The sequence below is a fragment of the Prosthecobacter sp. genome (assembly GCF_029946185.1).
Classification (GTDB): domain Bacteria; phylum Verrucomicrobiota; class Verrucomicrobiia; order Verrucomicrobiales; family Verrucomicrobiaceae; genus Prosthecobacter.
The window spans coordinates 57,212-72,246 of the sequence record NZ_JAQSEA010000046.1 but is presented as its reverse complement, the minus strand read 5'-3'; the positions used below and the strand labels follow the sequence as shown (position 1 = coordinate 72,246).

Annotated in this window: 16 protein-coding genes; 6 read left to right on the top strand and 10 right to left on the bottom strand. The window is 59.2% G+C overall.

Annotation, left to right across the window (positions count from 1 at the left end):
• Window positions 1-838, bottom strand: an 838-nt coding sequence (locus PSV43_RS02900) for a hypothetical protein (RefSeq protein WP_300193591.1), incomplete at its 3' end; no start/stop codon positions are given.
• Window positions 839-913: 75 nt separating this feature from the next.
• On the opposite strand from PSV43_RS02900, the gene PSV43_RS02895 reads away from it, so the two are divergent.
• Both PSV43_RS02895 and PSV43_RS02890 read left to right on the top strand, forming a co-directional pair.
• Window positions 914-2,728 carry an ATP-binding cassette domain-containing protein gene (locus tag PSV43_RS02895; protein ID WP_300193589.1) on the top strand — a complete coding sequence of 605 codons (1,815 nt, stop codon included), beginning with the start codon at window positions 914-916 and terminating at the stop codon, window positions 2,726-2,728.
• Between the two features lie 94 nt (window positions 2,729-2,822).
• Window positions 2,823-3,119 (top strand): Dabb family protein, encoded by a 297-nt coding sequence (locus PSV43_RS02890; RefSeq protein WP_300193587.1) that lies wholly within the window; start codon window positions 2,823-2,825, stop codon window positions 3,117-3,119.
• Window positions 3,120-3,256: 137 nt separating this feature from the next.
• On the opposite strand, the gene PSV43_RS26110 is transcribed toward PSV43_RS02890, so the two are convergent.
• From PSV43_RS26110 to PSV43_RS02860, 5 genes are all read right to left on the bottom strand, one after another.
• The gene (locus PSV43_RS26110) at window positions 3,257-3,670 is read right to left on the bottom strand and encodes an SWIB/MDM2 domain-containing protein (protein WP_345784646.1); all 414 of its coding nucleotides are present in this window, start codon (window positions 3,668-3,670) and stop codon (window positions 3,257-3,259) included.
• Between the two features lie 422 nt (window positions 3,671-4,092).
• The gene (locus PSV43_RS02875) at window positions 4,093-4,770 is read right to left on the bottom strand and encodes a response regulator transcription factor (RefSeq protein WP_300193580.1); all 678 of its coding nucleotides are present in this window, start codon (window positions 4,768-4,770) and stop codon (window positions 4,093-4,095) included.
• Window positions 4,737-5,810: a PAS domain S-box protein gene (locus tag PSV43_RS02870; RefSeq protein WP_300193578.1), complete on the bottom strand. Its 1,074-nt coding sequence runs from the start codon at window positions 5,808-5,810 to the stop codon at window positions 4,737-4,739. The genes PSV43_RS02875 and PSV43_RS02870 overlap by 34 nt, the downstream gene beginning before the upstream one ends.
• 8 nt (window positions 5,811-5,818) lie before the next feature.
• Window positions 5,819-6,724: a universal stress protein gene (locus PSV43_RS02865; RefSeq protein ID WP_300193576.1), complete on the bottom strand. Its 906-nt coding sequence runs from the start codon at window positions 6,722-6,724 to the stop codon at window positions 5,819-5,821.
• 89 nt (window positions 6,725-6,813) lie between these two features.
• Window positions 6,814-7,272 (bottom strand): hypothetical protein, encoded by a 459-nt coding sequence (locus tag PSV43_RS02860; protein ID WP_300193575.1) that lies wholly within the window; start codon window positions 7,270-7,272, stop codon window positions 6,814-6,816.
• 38 nt (window positions 7,273-7,310) lie between these two features.
• Between PSV43_RS02860 and PSV43_RS02855 the strand changes: the two genes are divergently transcribed.
• From PSV43_RS02855 to PSV43_RS02840, 4 genes are all read left to right on the top strand, one after another.
• A complete protein-coding gene (locus tag PSV43_RS02855) occupies window positions 7,311-8,678 on the top strand; it encodes a PQQ-binding-like beta-propeller repeat protein (protein ID WP_300193573.1) in 1,368 nt (455 codons plus the stop codon).
• Between the two features lie 192 nt (window positions 8,679-8,870).
• Window positions 8,871-9,224 carry a hypothetical protein gene (locus PSV43_RS02850; RefSeq protein ID WP_300193571.1) on the top strand — a complete coding sequence of 118 codons (354 nt, stop codon included), beginning with the start codon at window positions 8,871-8,873 and terminating at the stop codon, window positions 9,222-9,224.
• Window positions 9,225-9,331: 107 nt separating this feature from the next.
• Complete coding sequence (locus PSV43_RS02845; protein WP_300193569.1) at window positions 9,332-9,706, top strand: NADH-quinone oxidoreductase subunit A; 375 nt, start codon at window positions 9,332-9,334, stop codon at window positions 9,704-9,706.
• Window positions 9,707-9,727: 21 nt separating this feature from the next.
• Entirely contained in the window at window positions 9,728-10,045 is a 318-nt protein-coding gene (locus PSV43_RS02840) for a Dabb family protein (RefSeq protein WP_300193567.1), read from the top strand.
• A 4-nt stretch (window positions 10,046-10,049) separates the two neighbouring features.
• On the opposite strand, the gene PSV43_RS02835 is transcribed toward PSV43_RS02840, so the two are convergent.
• The 4 genes from PSV43_RS02835 to PSV43_RS02820 are packed head-to-tail and all read right to left on the bottom strand — an operon-like array spanning window position 10,050 to window position 14,959.
• Window positions 10,050-11,123 (bottom strand): lipocalin-like domain-containing protein, encoded by a 1,074-nt coding sequence (locus PSV43_RS02835; RefSeq protein ID WP_300193565.1) that lies wholly within the window; start codon window positions 11,121-11,123, stop codon window positions 10,050-10,052.
• A gap of 1 nt (window position 11,124) precedes the next feature.
• Complete coding sequence (locus tag PSV43_RS02830; RefSeq protein WP_300193563.1) at window positions 11,125-13,662, bottom strand: FtsX-like permease family protein; 2,538 nt, start codon at window positions 13,660-13,662, stop codon at window positions 11,125-11,127.
• Window positions 13,659-14,363, bottom strand: coding sequence for an ABC transporter ATP-binding protein (locus PSV43_RS02825; protein ID WP_300193562.1), 705 nt, complete (start codon window positions 14,361-14,363; stop codon window positions 13,659-13,661). Before PSV43_RS02825 ends, PSV43_RS02830 begins: the two co-directional genes overlap by 4 nt.
• Window positions 14,360-14,959 (bottom strand): riboflavin synthase, encoded by a 600-nt coding sequence (locus PSV43_RS02820; protein WP_300193560.1) that lies wholly within the window; start codon window positions 14,957-14,959, stop codon window positions 14,360-14,362. The genes PSV43_RS02825 and PSV43_RS02820 overlap by 4 nt, the downstream gene beginning before the upstream one ends.
• Window positions 14,960-15,035: the final 76 nt, after the last annotated feature.

Here is a 15,035-nt window from a genome sequence, read left to right as displayed (position 1 = left end):
CATCCGACGGGACGGCTTTGACGTGGGTGAAGATCTGCCATGCGCCGGTTTCATACTTCACGGAGCCGCGCAGGGTGGCCTCGGAGGACTGCTTCCATCGCAAGGTGGCATCACTGATCTGAAACTGGCTGTCGCTGACACGCAGGGTGGCCTTGGTGAGGTCAAACTGGAGCGGGTCTTTTTGTTGAGGAGCCTGGATGGGGGTCTGCAGTTTGCCGCCGTTCAACTTGGCTGAGACGGATTGTTCACCGGTATGCCAGTCGCCGAGGCGTAGCTGTGTGTCTGCGACCTGCCACCCTTGCTGCTCAAACACGAAACGGCGCACCTCGAAGCCGCTGATGGTGGTTTTGGTGGGGATGTAGCGACGCAGAAAGGCGGGGATGCCGTCGTTGCTGGCGTCAAATTTTGCGTTGGCATCAGCGGAGGGATTGTGGATGGGAGCGGCGGAGGTGTGGCGCAGGGTGAGATCGTCCGCTCCGGCATTTTGAATGCTCCATTTTCCATTCCGGATGGCACCGAAATCGAGGGCGGCACGCAGGCCACCGGCATCCAGGCTCCAGGCGTCGGTGGACAATGACAGATCGGTAACTGTTGCAGTGTCGTCGTTCCAGAAGATGGGGGCGATGCGCACGCTGCCGTCGGTCCGCGCCGCAATGAGCTCCTCGGCTTTTTGGCGAAAATCATCCTTCTGGACATAAGCACGGATATAACTGGTGACGAGTGAGGGAGCCAGCAGCACCAGGAGCCCAGCGCTGACGAGGAGCAATGCCACCAGAAACCACAGCCAGCGAAAAGAGGAGGAGGCGGGAGACTTGCCCGGTCTGTTGCGGCGTTGCATTTTGGTGGTGGATGGAATTTTTTCGTCGCCAGAGCCTTACTCCCCGGCCTAGTGTCGGGCACTTATTTAACCTGTATGCTCAAAGCTCTCAACGTTTGTCTTGAAGTCGATGGTCCACAGAGCTCGGAGGACAACACGCTGCACCTGCTCAGGGAAGTGAGTTTCATTGTGCCTCCTGCGCACCTGGTGGCCATCGTGGGACCGTCCGGGTGTGGGAAGACCACCTTGCTGAAAGTGATCACGGGAATTCAGCAACAGACCTCCGGGGAACTGCTGTGGGATGGGATGAATCTGAGCGATGAGGAGGATCTGCACCCCGGAGATCTCGGCTACGTGCCACAGTTCAGCGTGGCCTATGATCTGCTGACGGTGGAGGAAAGCATCGCGAGTGCGATGGTGCTGCGCACGCAGCTGTCACAGACGGAGGAGTTCATTCCGGCGCTGGATCACATTTTGGAAGTGACGGGTTTGACGCATCTCTCAGACCGTCAGGTGAAGGTGCTCTCAGGCGGGCAGAAACGACGTCTGGGTCTGGCGCTGGAACTGGTCACCGATCCCTGCCTGCTGCTGTGTGATGAGGTGACGAGCGGGCTGGATCCGAAGTCCGAAAACGAGATCACGAATTTGCTGCGCGTCCTTTCGCGCGGGCACCCGAAGCGAGTGGTGGTCAATGTCACGCACAGCCTTGCCAGTCTGGACGCGTATGACAGCGTGATGGTGATGTATCAGGGAGTGCTGACGTATCATGGTCCGCCGAAGTCGATGATGCATTACTTTGCCGCCGAACACCCCGAGGAGGTCTATCTCAAGCTCACGGAACGCAAGGCGGGCGACTGGCATGAGTCGTGGGAAAAGCATCGTGAGACCTATTACAAGAGTCATGGATTCGACGGTGCCGGTGTGACGCTGGAAGAAGCGGCAGCCAAGAAGAGCAGCGGCCCGTCCAAGACGACGGTGCGTGAGGAACGTGCGGTGGCGAAGCCTGAGCTGGTGGAAATGCACGAGCATCTGGATCTGCCGCCGGTGGAAATGCCGTCCATGACAACGCAGTTGTTCGAACTGCTGCGCCGGCGCTGTACGATTTTCCGCCGAGACAAGGCGCAGGTGTGGCTGCACCTGGCCATGCTGCTGGGGTTTCCGCTGCTGGTGGTGATTTTCGCACTCGACGGGATCAAGCCGCTGCGTGCGCTCTCGACGCATCAGGATGCTGATATCAAGCAGGAGTATCAGCAGATGAAGCAGCACCAGGAGGAGCAGCTCAAGGCGGGGGGGCTGGTCTCCGGCCTCATCATGCTGCAGGTGGTGCTGGTCACGCTGATGGCCAGCAACAATGCGGCGCGGGAGATCGCCTCTGAACGACTGATTTTGGAGCGCGAGAAACTGGGCGGGCTGCACCCGTTTGCCTACATCGGCAGCAAGGTGATCTTCCTGGGCATTTTCGTGCTGGCGCAGAGTTTATGGATGGGGTTCTTCGTGGACATGGTGACGGGAGGGCTGCCGGGAGATCTGATCACCAAGCTGGCGCTGCTGGTGCTGGCCTCGGCGGCGATGACGAGCGTGTGTCTCGGCATTTCGGCGATGAGCAAGACACCGGAAAAGGCCACGATCCTATGCATTTACCTCGTGGGCTTTCAGCTACCGCTGTCGGGTGCGGTACTGACTTTGCCTGACTGGCTGGAGAACTGGGTGCAGCCGCTGGTCGTGGCTTTCTGGAGCTGGAGCGGCAGCCTGAGCAGCATGCGCAGCACGGCCTTCTACGATGCGGTGAAGCAGGTGACTTCCACGGACTTGATCAGCCCCGGCGTCGCGGGATTCGTGCTCTTTGTGCATGTGCTGGTGGGGCTTGGCATGACGTTCATCGGAGTGCAGCGGAGCCAGTGGGATTCTTGAGGGGAGTTTACGGTTGTTGATGGTGGTTTTCCGAACGGAAAAGCGCAGCGATGGGATTTTTGACTTTGATCCTCCCAGCGTTCATCCTTGCGCCATGATCCGCCATACCGTTGCCTTTCGTCTCAAGCATGCTTCTGGTTCAGCTGCCGAGGCCGATTTTCTGCAAGCGGCCCGCGAGCTTGCGAAGATCGAAGGCGTGCAGAAGTTTGAGTGTCTGCGTCAAACAAGTCTGAAGAATAGCTTCACGTTTGGTCTCTCGATGGAATTTAACGATGCAGCGGCCTACGCTTTTTATAGCGAGCATCCGGAGCACATGGCCTTTGTGCAGCGACGGTGGATTCCTGAGGTCGAGGAGTTCATGGAGCTGGACTATGTGGTGCATGCGGCGTGAGGCTTAGGCCGGGAGGAAGGAGCACTGTTCCTTCTTGGCGAGCGGGACTGTGCCGCTCAGCGTCGCGCTAAGATGATGGGCAAAAAAGCGCCGCGCCTGGGGTGAACCGGGCGCGGCGTGAGGAATGCAGGATGGAATTAAGCGCTGATGTGATTGGAGACCAGCTTGGTCATCTCAAACATCGACACTTGCTTCTTGCCGCCGAACACCGCCTTCAATGCGTCATCGGCATTGATGTTGCGCTTGTTCTTTGCGTCCTGAAGACCATTCTTTTTGATGTAGTCCCACAGCTTCTTCGTGATCTGGCCACGAGGAGCAGGCTTGGTTCCGACGACGGCTCCGAGGATCGCGTCAGGCTGCACTGGCTTCATGAGCGCAGGATTGGGTTTCCGCTTTGCCGCTTTCTTGGCTGCGGGTGCTTTGACAGCTTTCTTAGCTGCCGGTGCCTTTGCAGCTTTCTTGGCTGCGGGTGCTTTCACAGCCTTCTTGGCTGCCGGTGCTTTGGCAGCTTTTTTAGCTGCTGGTTTTGCGTTGGTTGCTTTCTTGGCCATAGTGTTATTGGCGGCGGTTGCCGTAAGAGCAGGTTATGAGAGCGCACTGCGGAGCGTCAACGCAAATTTCATCAATATTTGAGGTTGTTTCCCTGCGTACAGGGCCTCCTCGCCTTGTGTAAAGGAGGTTCATCTGATGTCGATGACAACGCTTTTTCAGTGCTGATTTTGAGTGTCAATGCGACTGCAAAACGACATCAGTTAATCAGCGGCAGGAGTGCTGGCATCGCTACGCGATGCTTTGGGTTTGAGGGGACTGAATGTCTTGTTAACGAGGGGTGTCGCTGCGCTCAACCCCTCGCTACAGGCTTTGATGGCTCTGCCATCAACGGAGGTGATCTCGATCTCAGCAGAGCTTCTCAAGCCATGCGGATGCATGTGCGAGGCAGCATTTATGAAGATGAGCTCAAATGCGAAGGCTGTTACAGCTTCGCATGGCTCTCCACCCATTGGACTGCGTAGCGCACGAGTGCGGCACCGTCTGTCATGGTGAGTTTTTCTTTGATGTGGGCACGGTGGGCTTCGACGGTTCTGGCGCTGATGCTGAGCTGAGCGGCGATGATTTTGGTGGCGACGCCTTTGCCAATGAGCGCAAGAATTTCGAGCTCGCGATCTGTGAGGGCGTCCATGCCTATCGCTTTGGAACGTGCAACGCCGGTGACCTGTTCGAGCATGCGAGCGTTGAGAGATTCACTGACATAGAGACCGCCGGTGAGGACCTTGTGAATGGCGGTGACGAGGTGGTCTGCGGCCTCCTCCTTCATGACGTAACCACGGGCTCCGGCACGCAATGCGCGTTCGCCATAGAGAGTCTCTTCGTGCATGGAGAGGACGATGCAGAAGGTGGAGGGATGCTGGGCGCGGATGTCTTTGACGAGTTCGAGGCCGTTCTTGTCAGGCAGGGTGAGATCAACGACGGCGAGGTCAGGCTTGAGTCTGCCGACGACTTCGAGTCCTTCACGGACACTGCCGGCTTCGCCAATGACATCGAGTCCCTCTTCGGCACGGATCAACTGAGCGAGGCCGTGGCGCATGATGGGGTGATCGTCGATAAGGACGATGCGTTTCACGGATTTTTCGCTGGTGCGGGAACGCTGCATGTGACCTGGGTGCCGCCGCCCTGGCGGGGTTCGATTTTGAGTGTGCCGCCCATCATCTGAGCGCGATGGCTCATGGTCAAGAGGCCCATGCCGGTTCCTTTGGCGGGTGAATCGGGAATGCCAATGCCGTTGTCGCGAACGGTGAGGACGATGTTGCCGCTCTGGCGGGCAAGGTGTACGTCAACGCGGTTGGCCTGGCCATGCTTGACTGCATTGGAGACAGCCTCCTGGGCGATGCGAAACAACTGCACGGAGAGCTTGTTGTCACTCACCTGAACGGGATTGTCGTAGCGAAATTCACAGGCGACCTCAAAGGCACGGGCGGTGCCTGCCGCGAGCTCTCCCAAAGCGGCCATGAGACCGCCGGAGTCGATGACCACTGGCATGAGGCCGCGTGATGTTTCACGTGCACGGGTGCCTGCCTTGCTGATGAGCTGGACGATTTCCGCCAGGTTCTGAGCCTCGGCGCTGCCGGCCTTGGTGAGCTTGTTTTGCGCGACTTTGGCGAGGCAGCCGATGGCGGCGAGCTGCTGGCAGAGATCATCGTGAATGTCCTGGCCGATGCGAAGCTGCTCCTCTTCGCTGATGTGGAGGATCTTGTCTTCAAGCGCCTTGCGCGAGGTGAGATCGCGGATGATGCCGGTGAAAATGCGACGGCCCGTGGGCAGCACGGCCTCGCCGACAGAGAGGTCGATGGGGAAAACGGAGCCGTCTTTACGCTGACCGACCACTTCACGCCCGATGCCGATGATGCGCTTCACACCGCTGTCCAGATAGTTCTGCACGTAGCCGTCATGCCGGTCGCGGTAGGGCTGGGGCATGAGCATGCTGATGTTTCTGCCGATGAGTTCGGTGCGCTGGTAGCCGAAGAGACGCTCCGTGGAGGTGTTGACGGTTTCGATGATGCAACGGGCATCAATCGTGATGATCGAATTGACGGCGGTCTCGACGATGGCGCTGGAGATTTGTTCACTGGCCTGAAGCGCGGCCTGCAACTGGGCAATGCTGACTTCCTCAGGCGCTGGTCGATGCATTGGCATGGGAAGATTCAATCAGCGGCGATGACAAAGCCGTCCGGCTTCACGGCGAGGATCGAGCAGGGAGCGTGCTGCACGATTTTTTCCGCCGTGGTGCCGATGAGCATTTCGCGCAGGCCGGTTTTGCCATTGGTGCCGAGAACGACGAGAGTCGCGTGCACTTGATTGACATGATCCAGAATGGCTTCGCGGATGTTTACGCGTTCGGTGACGTGCGGTGTGACCTGCACTTCTCCCGCAGCCGCTGTCAGTGGCGTGAGGAAAGCGGCGAGATCCTTGCGCCAGTTCTCCACAGCCTCGGGATCATAGGTGGCGGGCAGCGAGGGAGCAAAGCCGCCGTAGTCGAGCGACATGGCGAGGGCGCTCTGAAACACATGCAGGCAGTCGAGCGAGCCGCCATCCTGCTGGGCGATGTGGAGGGCGCATTGGACCGCTTTAGCGGAGTTTTCGGAAAAATCGACGCAGGCGACGATCCGCTTGAACGGGCCTTGAGCATCTTCGCGAACGACGAGAACATCGACGGGGGCTTTGCGCACGCACTTGGCGGTGATGACGCCGATGCGGTGAGGTTCATTCTTCGATCCCTTGGCCCCCATGACGAGCAGATCGGCGCTATGGGCACGGCAGGCTTCGACTAGTTCGTTGAAGGGATTGCCGATGCGTACTTCGACATTCACTCCCTGACTCACCTCAGCATCCGTCACAAACTTTTGCAGTCGTTCGACCCATTCAGCACGGATCGTGGCCTGATCGGCGGAAAGCGCCTTTTTGAGTTCATGCACGAGAAACTCGTCCATGACATGCACGGCGGTGATGGTGGCGCCGTCGAGCGAGGCGCGGTGCACGGCCTCCCGCAGTGCAAAGCGGCAGGACGAAGTGAAGTCGATGGCGGCGATGACGTGGTGAAGCTTTTTCATGGTGTGAATGATTTGGAGTTATTTCAACATAGCCCTTGGGAAAAGGCAATGCCGCGCAGTGATTGCTGCGTATTGGGCGGACTTTGCGCTTAAAGTCCTGCTTCTTCCTGAGCCTGCTCGACGGCGGCTTCAAGAGTCCAGAGGGTTTTATCGAAGCTCTTCTGACGTGCGCGGAACTGGGCTTCGTCGTTGATGAGGGTGAGTGTTTCCAGTTCCTTGACTGCAAAGGCGTGATGCTGATCCAAAGCGACGATTCTTGTTTTGAAATAGTCGCGACCGCCCTGATCCTTGAGGACGTCGATGTCGGCCTTCCAACCGGTGAGAGCAGCGCCGGCCTGCTGGAGATACTCCTCGCGACTGGTGGTCACATTGTCCTTGGCTTTCTTGTACCACTCGCGGCCTTTGACTTCGCTTTGCTCCTTCACTTTGGAGAATTCGTTTTTCAATTTTTCCGCAGCACGGCGGAGCTGATCATTGAGGCTGTCTTCAGCGCGGAGTGAATGAAGACAAAGGCTGAGGGCGAGGCAGGTGAGCAGGGTTTTTTTCATGATCTTCGAGGGATACGGCTAGATACAGCCAACCATGCATGTTCTTTTCCTTGGCGAAAGAATTTCCCACCAGCACCGTCAACTTCACGCCCATGATCCGCACACACGCCCTCACCTCCCTCACCATTCTCCTGCTGTCTGTTCTTTCGAGCGCCCAGCCGGCCACGAAGCCTGTGTTCTGGCCTGCGAAGGGCGGACCGACGCAGGACAGCATCGTACCAGCGCCCGATGTGGCACGCATTCCGTTGGAGTGGGATGGGGCATCCGGCAAAAACATTGCCTGGCGCACGCCACTGGAAGATCAGGGCCATTCCTCGCCGGTGATCGGTGGCGACATGATCTGGTTCACCTCCGCCACGACGGACGGGAAGAAGCAGTTCATTTATGGCATCGACCGGCATAGCGGGAAGATCGTGCATCATCAGGTGGTTTTTGAAAACGTGGCTCCGGAAGATCTTGGCAATCCTGTTAACAATTACGCGGCGCCGTCGCCGGTGCTCGAAGAGGATGCGCTGTATGTTCATTTCGGCACCTATGGGACGGCATGCATTGATCCTGCGACGGGCAAGAAGGTGTGGGAGCGGCGTGACATCAACGTGCGACATTATCGCGGGCCGGGTTCATCGCCGATCATCCATGGCGACCTGCTGATCCTGACCTTTGACGGCATTGATCAGCAGTTTGTGACGGCACTGGACAAGAAGACGGGCAAGAGCGTGTGGAAGACCGCCCGGACCACCGACTACCAGGACCTCGACAAGGAAGGCAAGCCGACGCGGGACGGGGATATGCGCAAGGGCTTCCACACGCCGGGTGTGTTTGAGATGGGCGGCAAGGAGGTGCTCGTTTCCATTGGCTCCCGCGCGGCCTTTGGCTACGAGGTCAAAACGGGCAAGGAGCTGTGGACGATCCGCCATGGGGGATTTAATGCCGCTATTCCACCGTTGCGTTTCGGAGACATGCTCATTTTGAACACGGGAGCGGAGCGCGCCCACACGATCGGTGTCCGCATTGACGACAAGATGAGCGGGGACATCACGGAAAGCCACGTGTTGTGGGATCGGGAGAAGCGCAATGCCAGCGAGGCGGCCTCGGTGGTGGTGAATGGCACATTGTATCAGACGACACGTGGGGGCATCGTCAGTGCGGTGGATGTCAAGACAGGGAAGGATCTCTGGGATGACCGGCTGGCGGGCAAGCACGTCCCTGCCCCGCTGGTGCTGGGAGACAAGCTGCTGTTTGCCAACGACCGTGGGGAATGTTTTCTGGTCCGTGCCTCGGCGGAGAAATTTGAGGTTGTCGGTCAAAATCAACTCGGAGAGGCGATCTCGGCTTCTCCGGCCGTGGCCGATGGGGCGCTGTTTATTCGCAGCAGCGGAGCGCTTTACAAGATCGTCGGCAAGTAGCTGCGATTAAGGCAAGGCTGCTTATGAGCCGTGATTTGAACATGCCATGTAAATACAAAGGGAGATCACGGGGTAGATAGAACGTGGTCAAGTTACGTTTCTTTCACCGAGCATGCGACGTAGGAGAAAAAGCCCCCTGCGATCACAAAATCGTCGCAAGAAGAGCAGGGATGTGCTATGTTTTGCGTCCATATGCCTACCACCACAACGACACGTAAGACACGCTTCTCCCGCCGAGTCCCTGATCATGTCACGGACGAGCTGGTCAATGTTCTCTCAAAGCCTGAGACCTATGAATTCAACACCTTGTTTGGATTGGTCTATGACAATCTGAAGCTGAAGAACGCTGTGAGCGGCGGTGAAGAGATGCTCCGCCTGCGGTCCTATGAGAAACTGCAGAATCTCGTGGGCCGAGGCCTGTGCTGCAAGGTTGGCAAGACCTACCGGGGTCTGGACGGTCTGCGTGCAGCCCACAATGCCGCCATTGAGGCCCGCAGTGCCGCCGTCATGGCCCGCACCACGGCTGCTGCGGCTGCCCGCAGCTAATCGCTCCGTTTATTTCGGGCCGTTCTGCCTCGTGCAGTGCGGCCCTTTTTGTTTCCGGGTTTGACGCTGCGCCGGCTCTCGCTACCCATTTGCCATCATTCAGCCCCATGTTTGAGAATTACATTCCAGTTCTGCTCCAAATTGTCATCGCCGGTGGTTTCGCCGTGGTGACCCTGATCGCTTCGGCGCTGCTCGGTAAATCCGCCAAGCGCAACGCGATCAAAGACTCCGCGTACGAGTGCGGCATGCTGCCGGTGGGCGACAGCCAGCCGCGTTTCAGCGTGAAGTTCTACATCATCGCGATGCTGTTCGTGCTGTTCGACATCGAAGTCGTCTTTTTGTATCCTTGGGCCATCATTTACAAGGACTACCTGGCGGCCTTTGGTCCCTCGATCCTCGCGGTGGCCGCCGGCTTCGCTTCCATCCTGCTGGTGGCGTTCGGCTATGCCTGGAAGAAGGGTGTGCTCGACTGGAAATCGTAGTATGGTCTGTTTTCCTCCTCCATGATTGCGTATCTCAGCCTGTTTCAGCTCAAGCCTCAGGTCACGGAAGAAAAACTGGAGCAGATGATGGCGCAGACTCGGGTTACGCTGCTGCGGATTCCGGAGGTGCTGACGATCAAAACGGGCAAGCGTGTCAATCCTTCTGATCCCTACCCGTGGTTTGTGTATCTTGAGGTCGAGAGCATGGACAAGCTGGCGATCTGCCAGGACGACCCGCACTACTTCAAGTTTCGTGAAGAAGTCCTGAAGCCGAACATCTCCGAGCAGGAGTCCACGGCGTTTGAGATGGAGCCGCGCAAGGATGTGAAGTACTCTTAGGCCGTCACTTCGCCTGCGGCGCAAGATGTCCGCTGAGATCACCTGCATAGCCTGCGAGTTCTAAAAAGGCGCGACCGGTGATCTGGCCGTGTGAATCGAGTACGTCGCAGGCGCCTTCCCAATAGGGCAGGCGTGTGATGCTGCCGTCCTGCTCCTGATCTGCAGCGAGCGGCTTCAGTTCCAGCGATTCGTTTTCAAAACGAAGCCGGACGTGATGCGGGTACTCCGCGCCATTGCGGGGGCTTTTCCATGTGCCGATGACCTCCCATGCAAAGGCATGACTGGCGAGATGGCGGACCTTGCCGTCGCGCTCCACGACGGCCAGCGTTGAGGCGGCGTCCATTGAGCCGTCTTTTCTGCGCATGCGATAGACCATGATCTCGCGGCCATCTTTGAGCTGAAGGGCGGCCCAATCCCAGCCCACCTGACCTGCCTCCAACTGGCTGCTGCTGAACTCGTGATCCATCCAGGCTTCGCCGGTGACGGCGTGCTCTGCCGCGCCGAGTTTGACGGTGCCATGGGTCTTGAGTCGCGGCCATGTGAGGTAATGGCTTGCGGCTGTTTGTGATGCGCCTTTGCGTGAGACGCCATTCTTGCCGAAGACGACGAGGGGCTTGATGGGTTCTAGTTCGAGTTGCAGCAAGGCCTCGTTTTTTACGGTCGCGGTGATGTGCAGGTGCTGCGTTGATTCGTCCAGATGGAGAGACCAGTTGCCATTGCGCACTGCCAGTGTGGTGGCGGATGAGTCCGCATCCCAGCCTGCGCGGTTTAGGCGTTCTTCGTGCAGGAAGCGGCCTGTGTGTGCATCGAGCAGGGCCGCGTGTGCGAGGTGCAGTTGCTGGATCTTGTCGTTCTCGCGACGGGCCTGGCGGAAGAACGTGACCTGAAAGCCGAAGCGATGGCCGTTTTTGGCATCGAGGTGGCCGGTGACGTACCACCACTCGGTGCGGAATTCAGGATGGCTGCCGTGATCGCGCGGGAACGCAAATATTTTGCCCGGCTGAGGCAGAGCGAAGCCATCCGTGGTGGTCTGCGCGTGCAGGGACGTGATGAGGAAGAGTATCAGTAGATGCTTCATGTCATTCCTCCGTGTGTTCTGCTGGCAATAGCGCGGCCCAGCGCCCGGCCAAGGCAGCGACGAGCAGGCCGGTGGCGACGACTGCTGCGCCTAGCAGGGCGAGATGCCACCCCACTGCGTGAAACTGCAGGGTCCAGCCGAAGCATTGTTTGTTGATGCGATAGACCAGCAGCCAGCCTAGCCACAGACCTGCGGCGATGCCAGTGAAGGCACCTGCGCATGCCACGCCCAGACCTTCCAGCGCGGCTGACTTTGCGATCTCGCTGCGCGTCATGCCGAGCGAGTGCAGTGTGGCCAGCACGGCGCGGCGTTCCAACAGGAGGCTGGTCAGCGCGAGACCGAGACCCACGACGGCGACGATGACGCCGATGACCTCCAGGGCATGAGTCACGGAGAAGGTCTGGCGGAAAATGCGCAGGGCCTCGCGACGGAGGTGGGCATTGGTGAACACACTGAGACCTGGCTGTTTGGCTTCGATGTGGTTGCGCACTGTTTCTGCATCGGTGCCTGGTTTCAGCATCAAGGCCACGCGCCAGGCTTCGTCGGTTTCGAACCATTCGCGGAAGACTGCTGCGGGCAGGGTGAGTGAACCACGCTCGTTGCCGTATTCGGCGTTCATGGCCACGACGCGGACTTTGTGACCTGCGAGGTCGATGGTATCGCCAACATGGGTGGTGAAGCGTTCGCTCCAGCTTTCGCTCATGATTGCGGGTGTGATGCCGTCTTCAGGCTGCCACCATTTTTCGTGCTGCGGTGCCTGCACCCATGCATAGAGGTCGTGCTTGTGTGCAAAGACGGGATCGGTGCCGAGGATCAATACTTCACCGCCCTGCCAGAGAAGGGTCTTTGCCTGCACGAAGGCCAGCTCTTCGACTCCGGGTTCCTGACCAAGCTCTGCCACTGTTTGGGGCGTGATGGCGTGTGTGGAGGATGCGCTCTGGGCCCCGGCACTGCTGATATAAATGTCTGCCTTCATGGTGCGGTCGATCCAACCGCGCATGGTGTGGTCAAAGCTGGCGACCATCACGGACATGCCGGTGGTCATTGCCACGGCGCTGGCAAGTGCTGCGACTGCGAAGCGGTGGCGCACGGTGGGCCGACGGAGATGGGAGAGTGCGATGCGCCATACGGCGGACATTGATTTTTTCTGCGCGACGAAACGCAAGATTGTACTCGCCGCCAATCCGGCTCCGACCAGCCAAAGTAATGCGGCGGCGTAACCTGCGAGGGGGAGGCGGGTGCCGTTTTCAAATCGGAGTACGGGAAGTTGCGCGAGTAAAACGGCGGACAGCAGCATGGCCCAGCCGATCCATTCGACGCGCCAGACTGTGCCGCCTTGGAAGGGGGTCGCATGATTTCCGAGCATGTGGGCTGGTGGTGTGCGTGCGGCCATGCGTGCGGGCCACCATGCGGCGATGAGACTTGCGAAGATGGAAATCGACAGTGCCAGCAGTGCTTCGCGTGGACTTAGGGCAGCCCGTTGTTCGCTGGTGGCACCGTAGAGTGCGTTCATTGTTTTGGTGACGCCGCCTACCGCAGCCTGAGCACCGAGCCAGCCGAGCAGAACGCCAAGACTGCCGCCGCAGAGGCCGAGCAAGGCTGCTTCGAGGAGGAAGGCGATTTGGATGGCGCGATCCGTCACGCCGAGTGATTTCAAAATGCCTATCTCGTTGCGCCGCCGTAGCACGACGCCATCGAGAGCCTGGAAGATGAGGTAGCCGCCGACCAGCAGGGCCAGCAGCGAAAGGATGGTGAGATTCAGACGGAACGCCTGGGTCATGGTGCCAGCTAGCTGACGGCGATCGGTGCCGCCGCGCACCTGCCAGTGTGACTTGAGCAGGTGGCCGGTTTCCTCGCGCAACTTGGGAAACGTGGCGGTGTCCTGAGCTAGCACTTCGACTCGATCCACGCGATCACCGCGCTGCAACATCGCCTGAGCTTCGGGCAGATCCATCAGGATGAGATGCGCAGGGAGGCTTGGAATTCCTGGCACCTCGGGCACCACTCCTGCGACCTTCAGAGTGATGATGCGGTCATCTATGATGAGGCGGAGTTCTTCGCCGGCTTTCGCGCCGAGTTTGGGACTCACATAGATGCCCTCACGCATTGCCTGCATATTGGCGCCGAGCCCTGCTGGGGCTTGGCCGCGCAGATTGAGCAGTGCGATAAAGTCCACGCCGAGCAGCCGCCATGTGGCGCGCGAGCCGATCTCGCCGTTCCCTTTGTCCGATGCGGGTGTCACTGTTTCTTCGACCACTGGGAGCAGGCTCACGGGTAGAGGCCCTAGTGTCTCGCGCATCTTGAGCAGATCTGCTTCGTGGAGTGAGCCTGTGAGTGCCTGCACCGTCCAGTCTGGCTGGCGGGTGACGCCATCGGTGAAGGTCTCGAAGCCTGAGAGTGCAGCATTGCTGGCGAGGCGCACGGCGAGGTAGACGCTGGAGCCGAGGGCCAGGATGAGCATGAGGGCGAGCTGCTGTTTGAAAGCCAGCCGCCAGTGGCGCAAGGCGCAGCGCCGCAGGATGAGAAGCACGGTGCTCATGCGCCTTCGACGATCTGGCCGTCCTGCATGCGAAGCACGCGCTCGCAGTGCTTTACCGCTTCCGGGCTGTGTGTCACGAGCAGCAGGGCGGCTTGTGTTTCCTGCACGATTTCAGCGAGCAAGTCGAGCACTTGGGCTCCGGTGGCGGTGTCGAGGCTGCCGGTGGGTTCATCAGCCAAGATCAAGGTGGGGCGATGGACCACGGCGCGAGCAATGGCCACGCGCTGCATCTCACCGCCTGACAACTGGCCGGGGAGCGCGGCGGCACGATGGGCGATGCCCACGCGCTCCAGCAACTCCTGCACTCGTGATTCGCGTTCGTGCGTTGGAACGCCGAGAAGCTGCAGCGGGAGTTCGATGTTTTCTGCGGCGCTTAGTGTGGGGAGAAGATGGTAGAACTGGAAAACGGTGCCGATGTGACGGCGGCGCAGTTGCGCGAGGCCATCGGCGTTTAAATCGCGGAGAACATGGCCAGCGATGCTCACGGTGCCGCTGTCTGCGCGATCTACGCCACCGACACAGTTTAGCACAGTGGTCTTGCCGCTGCCTGAGGGGCCGAGGAGGGCCACGAGCTCGCCTTGATTGAGATTGAACGACACGCCACGGAGGATCGGGCGTTTCGCGTAACTTTTGATCAGAGAGTGGACTTCGAGGACCGGCATCGGAGTTATAACGGCCTGCTCGGTCGGGTGGACGCTCACTTCGTGGCGCGCATGAGCTCGCGCACGTATTTGCCGAGCATATCAAACTCCACGTTGAGACGATCACCGGGCTGCTTGGTGTGAAGGTTGGTGAGCTGAAAGGTGTGAGGGATGATCCAGCACACGACGGTGCTGTCTGTCACTTCTGCGGCGGTCAGGGATATACCGTCGAGACAGATGGAGCCTTTGGGGATGATGAGGCCGCGATGCTCGGGTGGGAGTTCGACTTCGAGGCGGTGGTCCTGGCCGTGCGCGCTCCAGTCGAGGACCTTCACGGTGGCATCCACATGACCTTGGACGAAGTGGCCGCCAAAGCGTGCGCCGATGGCCATGGCGCGTTCGAGATTGACGAGCGACCCGGTTTGCAGATCGCCGAGGCTTGTGACCTTCAAGGTTTGCATGAGGAGATCGAAGCACGCGGTTTGTGCGGCGGCGTCCTTGGTGGTGACGGTGAGGCAGCAGCCGTTTACCGCGACGCTCTCGCCATACGCCAGTTCTGCAGCGAGTTCTCCGACATGCAGGCTGAGACGCGCGCTTTCGCCGCGAGGTTCCAAGGAGATGACTTTGCCGGTGGTTTCAACGAGTCCAGTAAACATACGATGACCTAATCCTGTACGCTGCCCGTGTCGATTTCCAGTTAGCCAAATCTTTATGTGTTGTCTCTGTAAAACG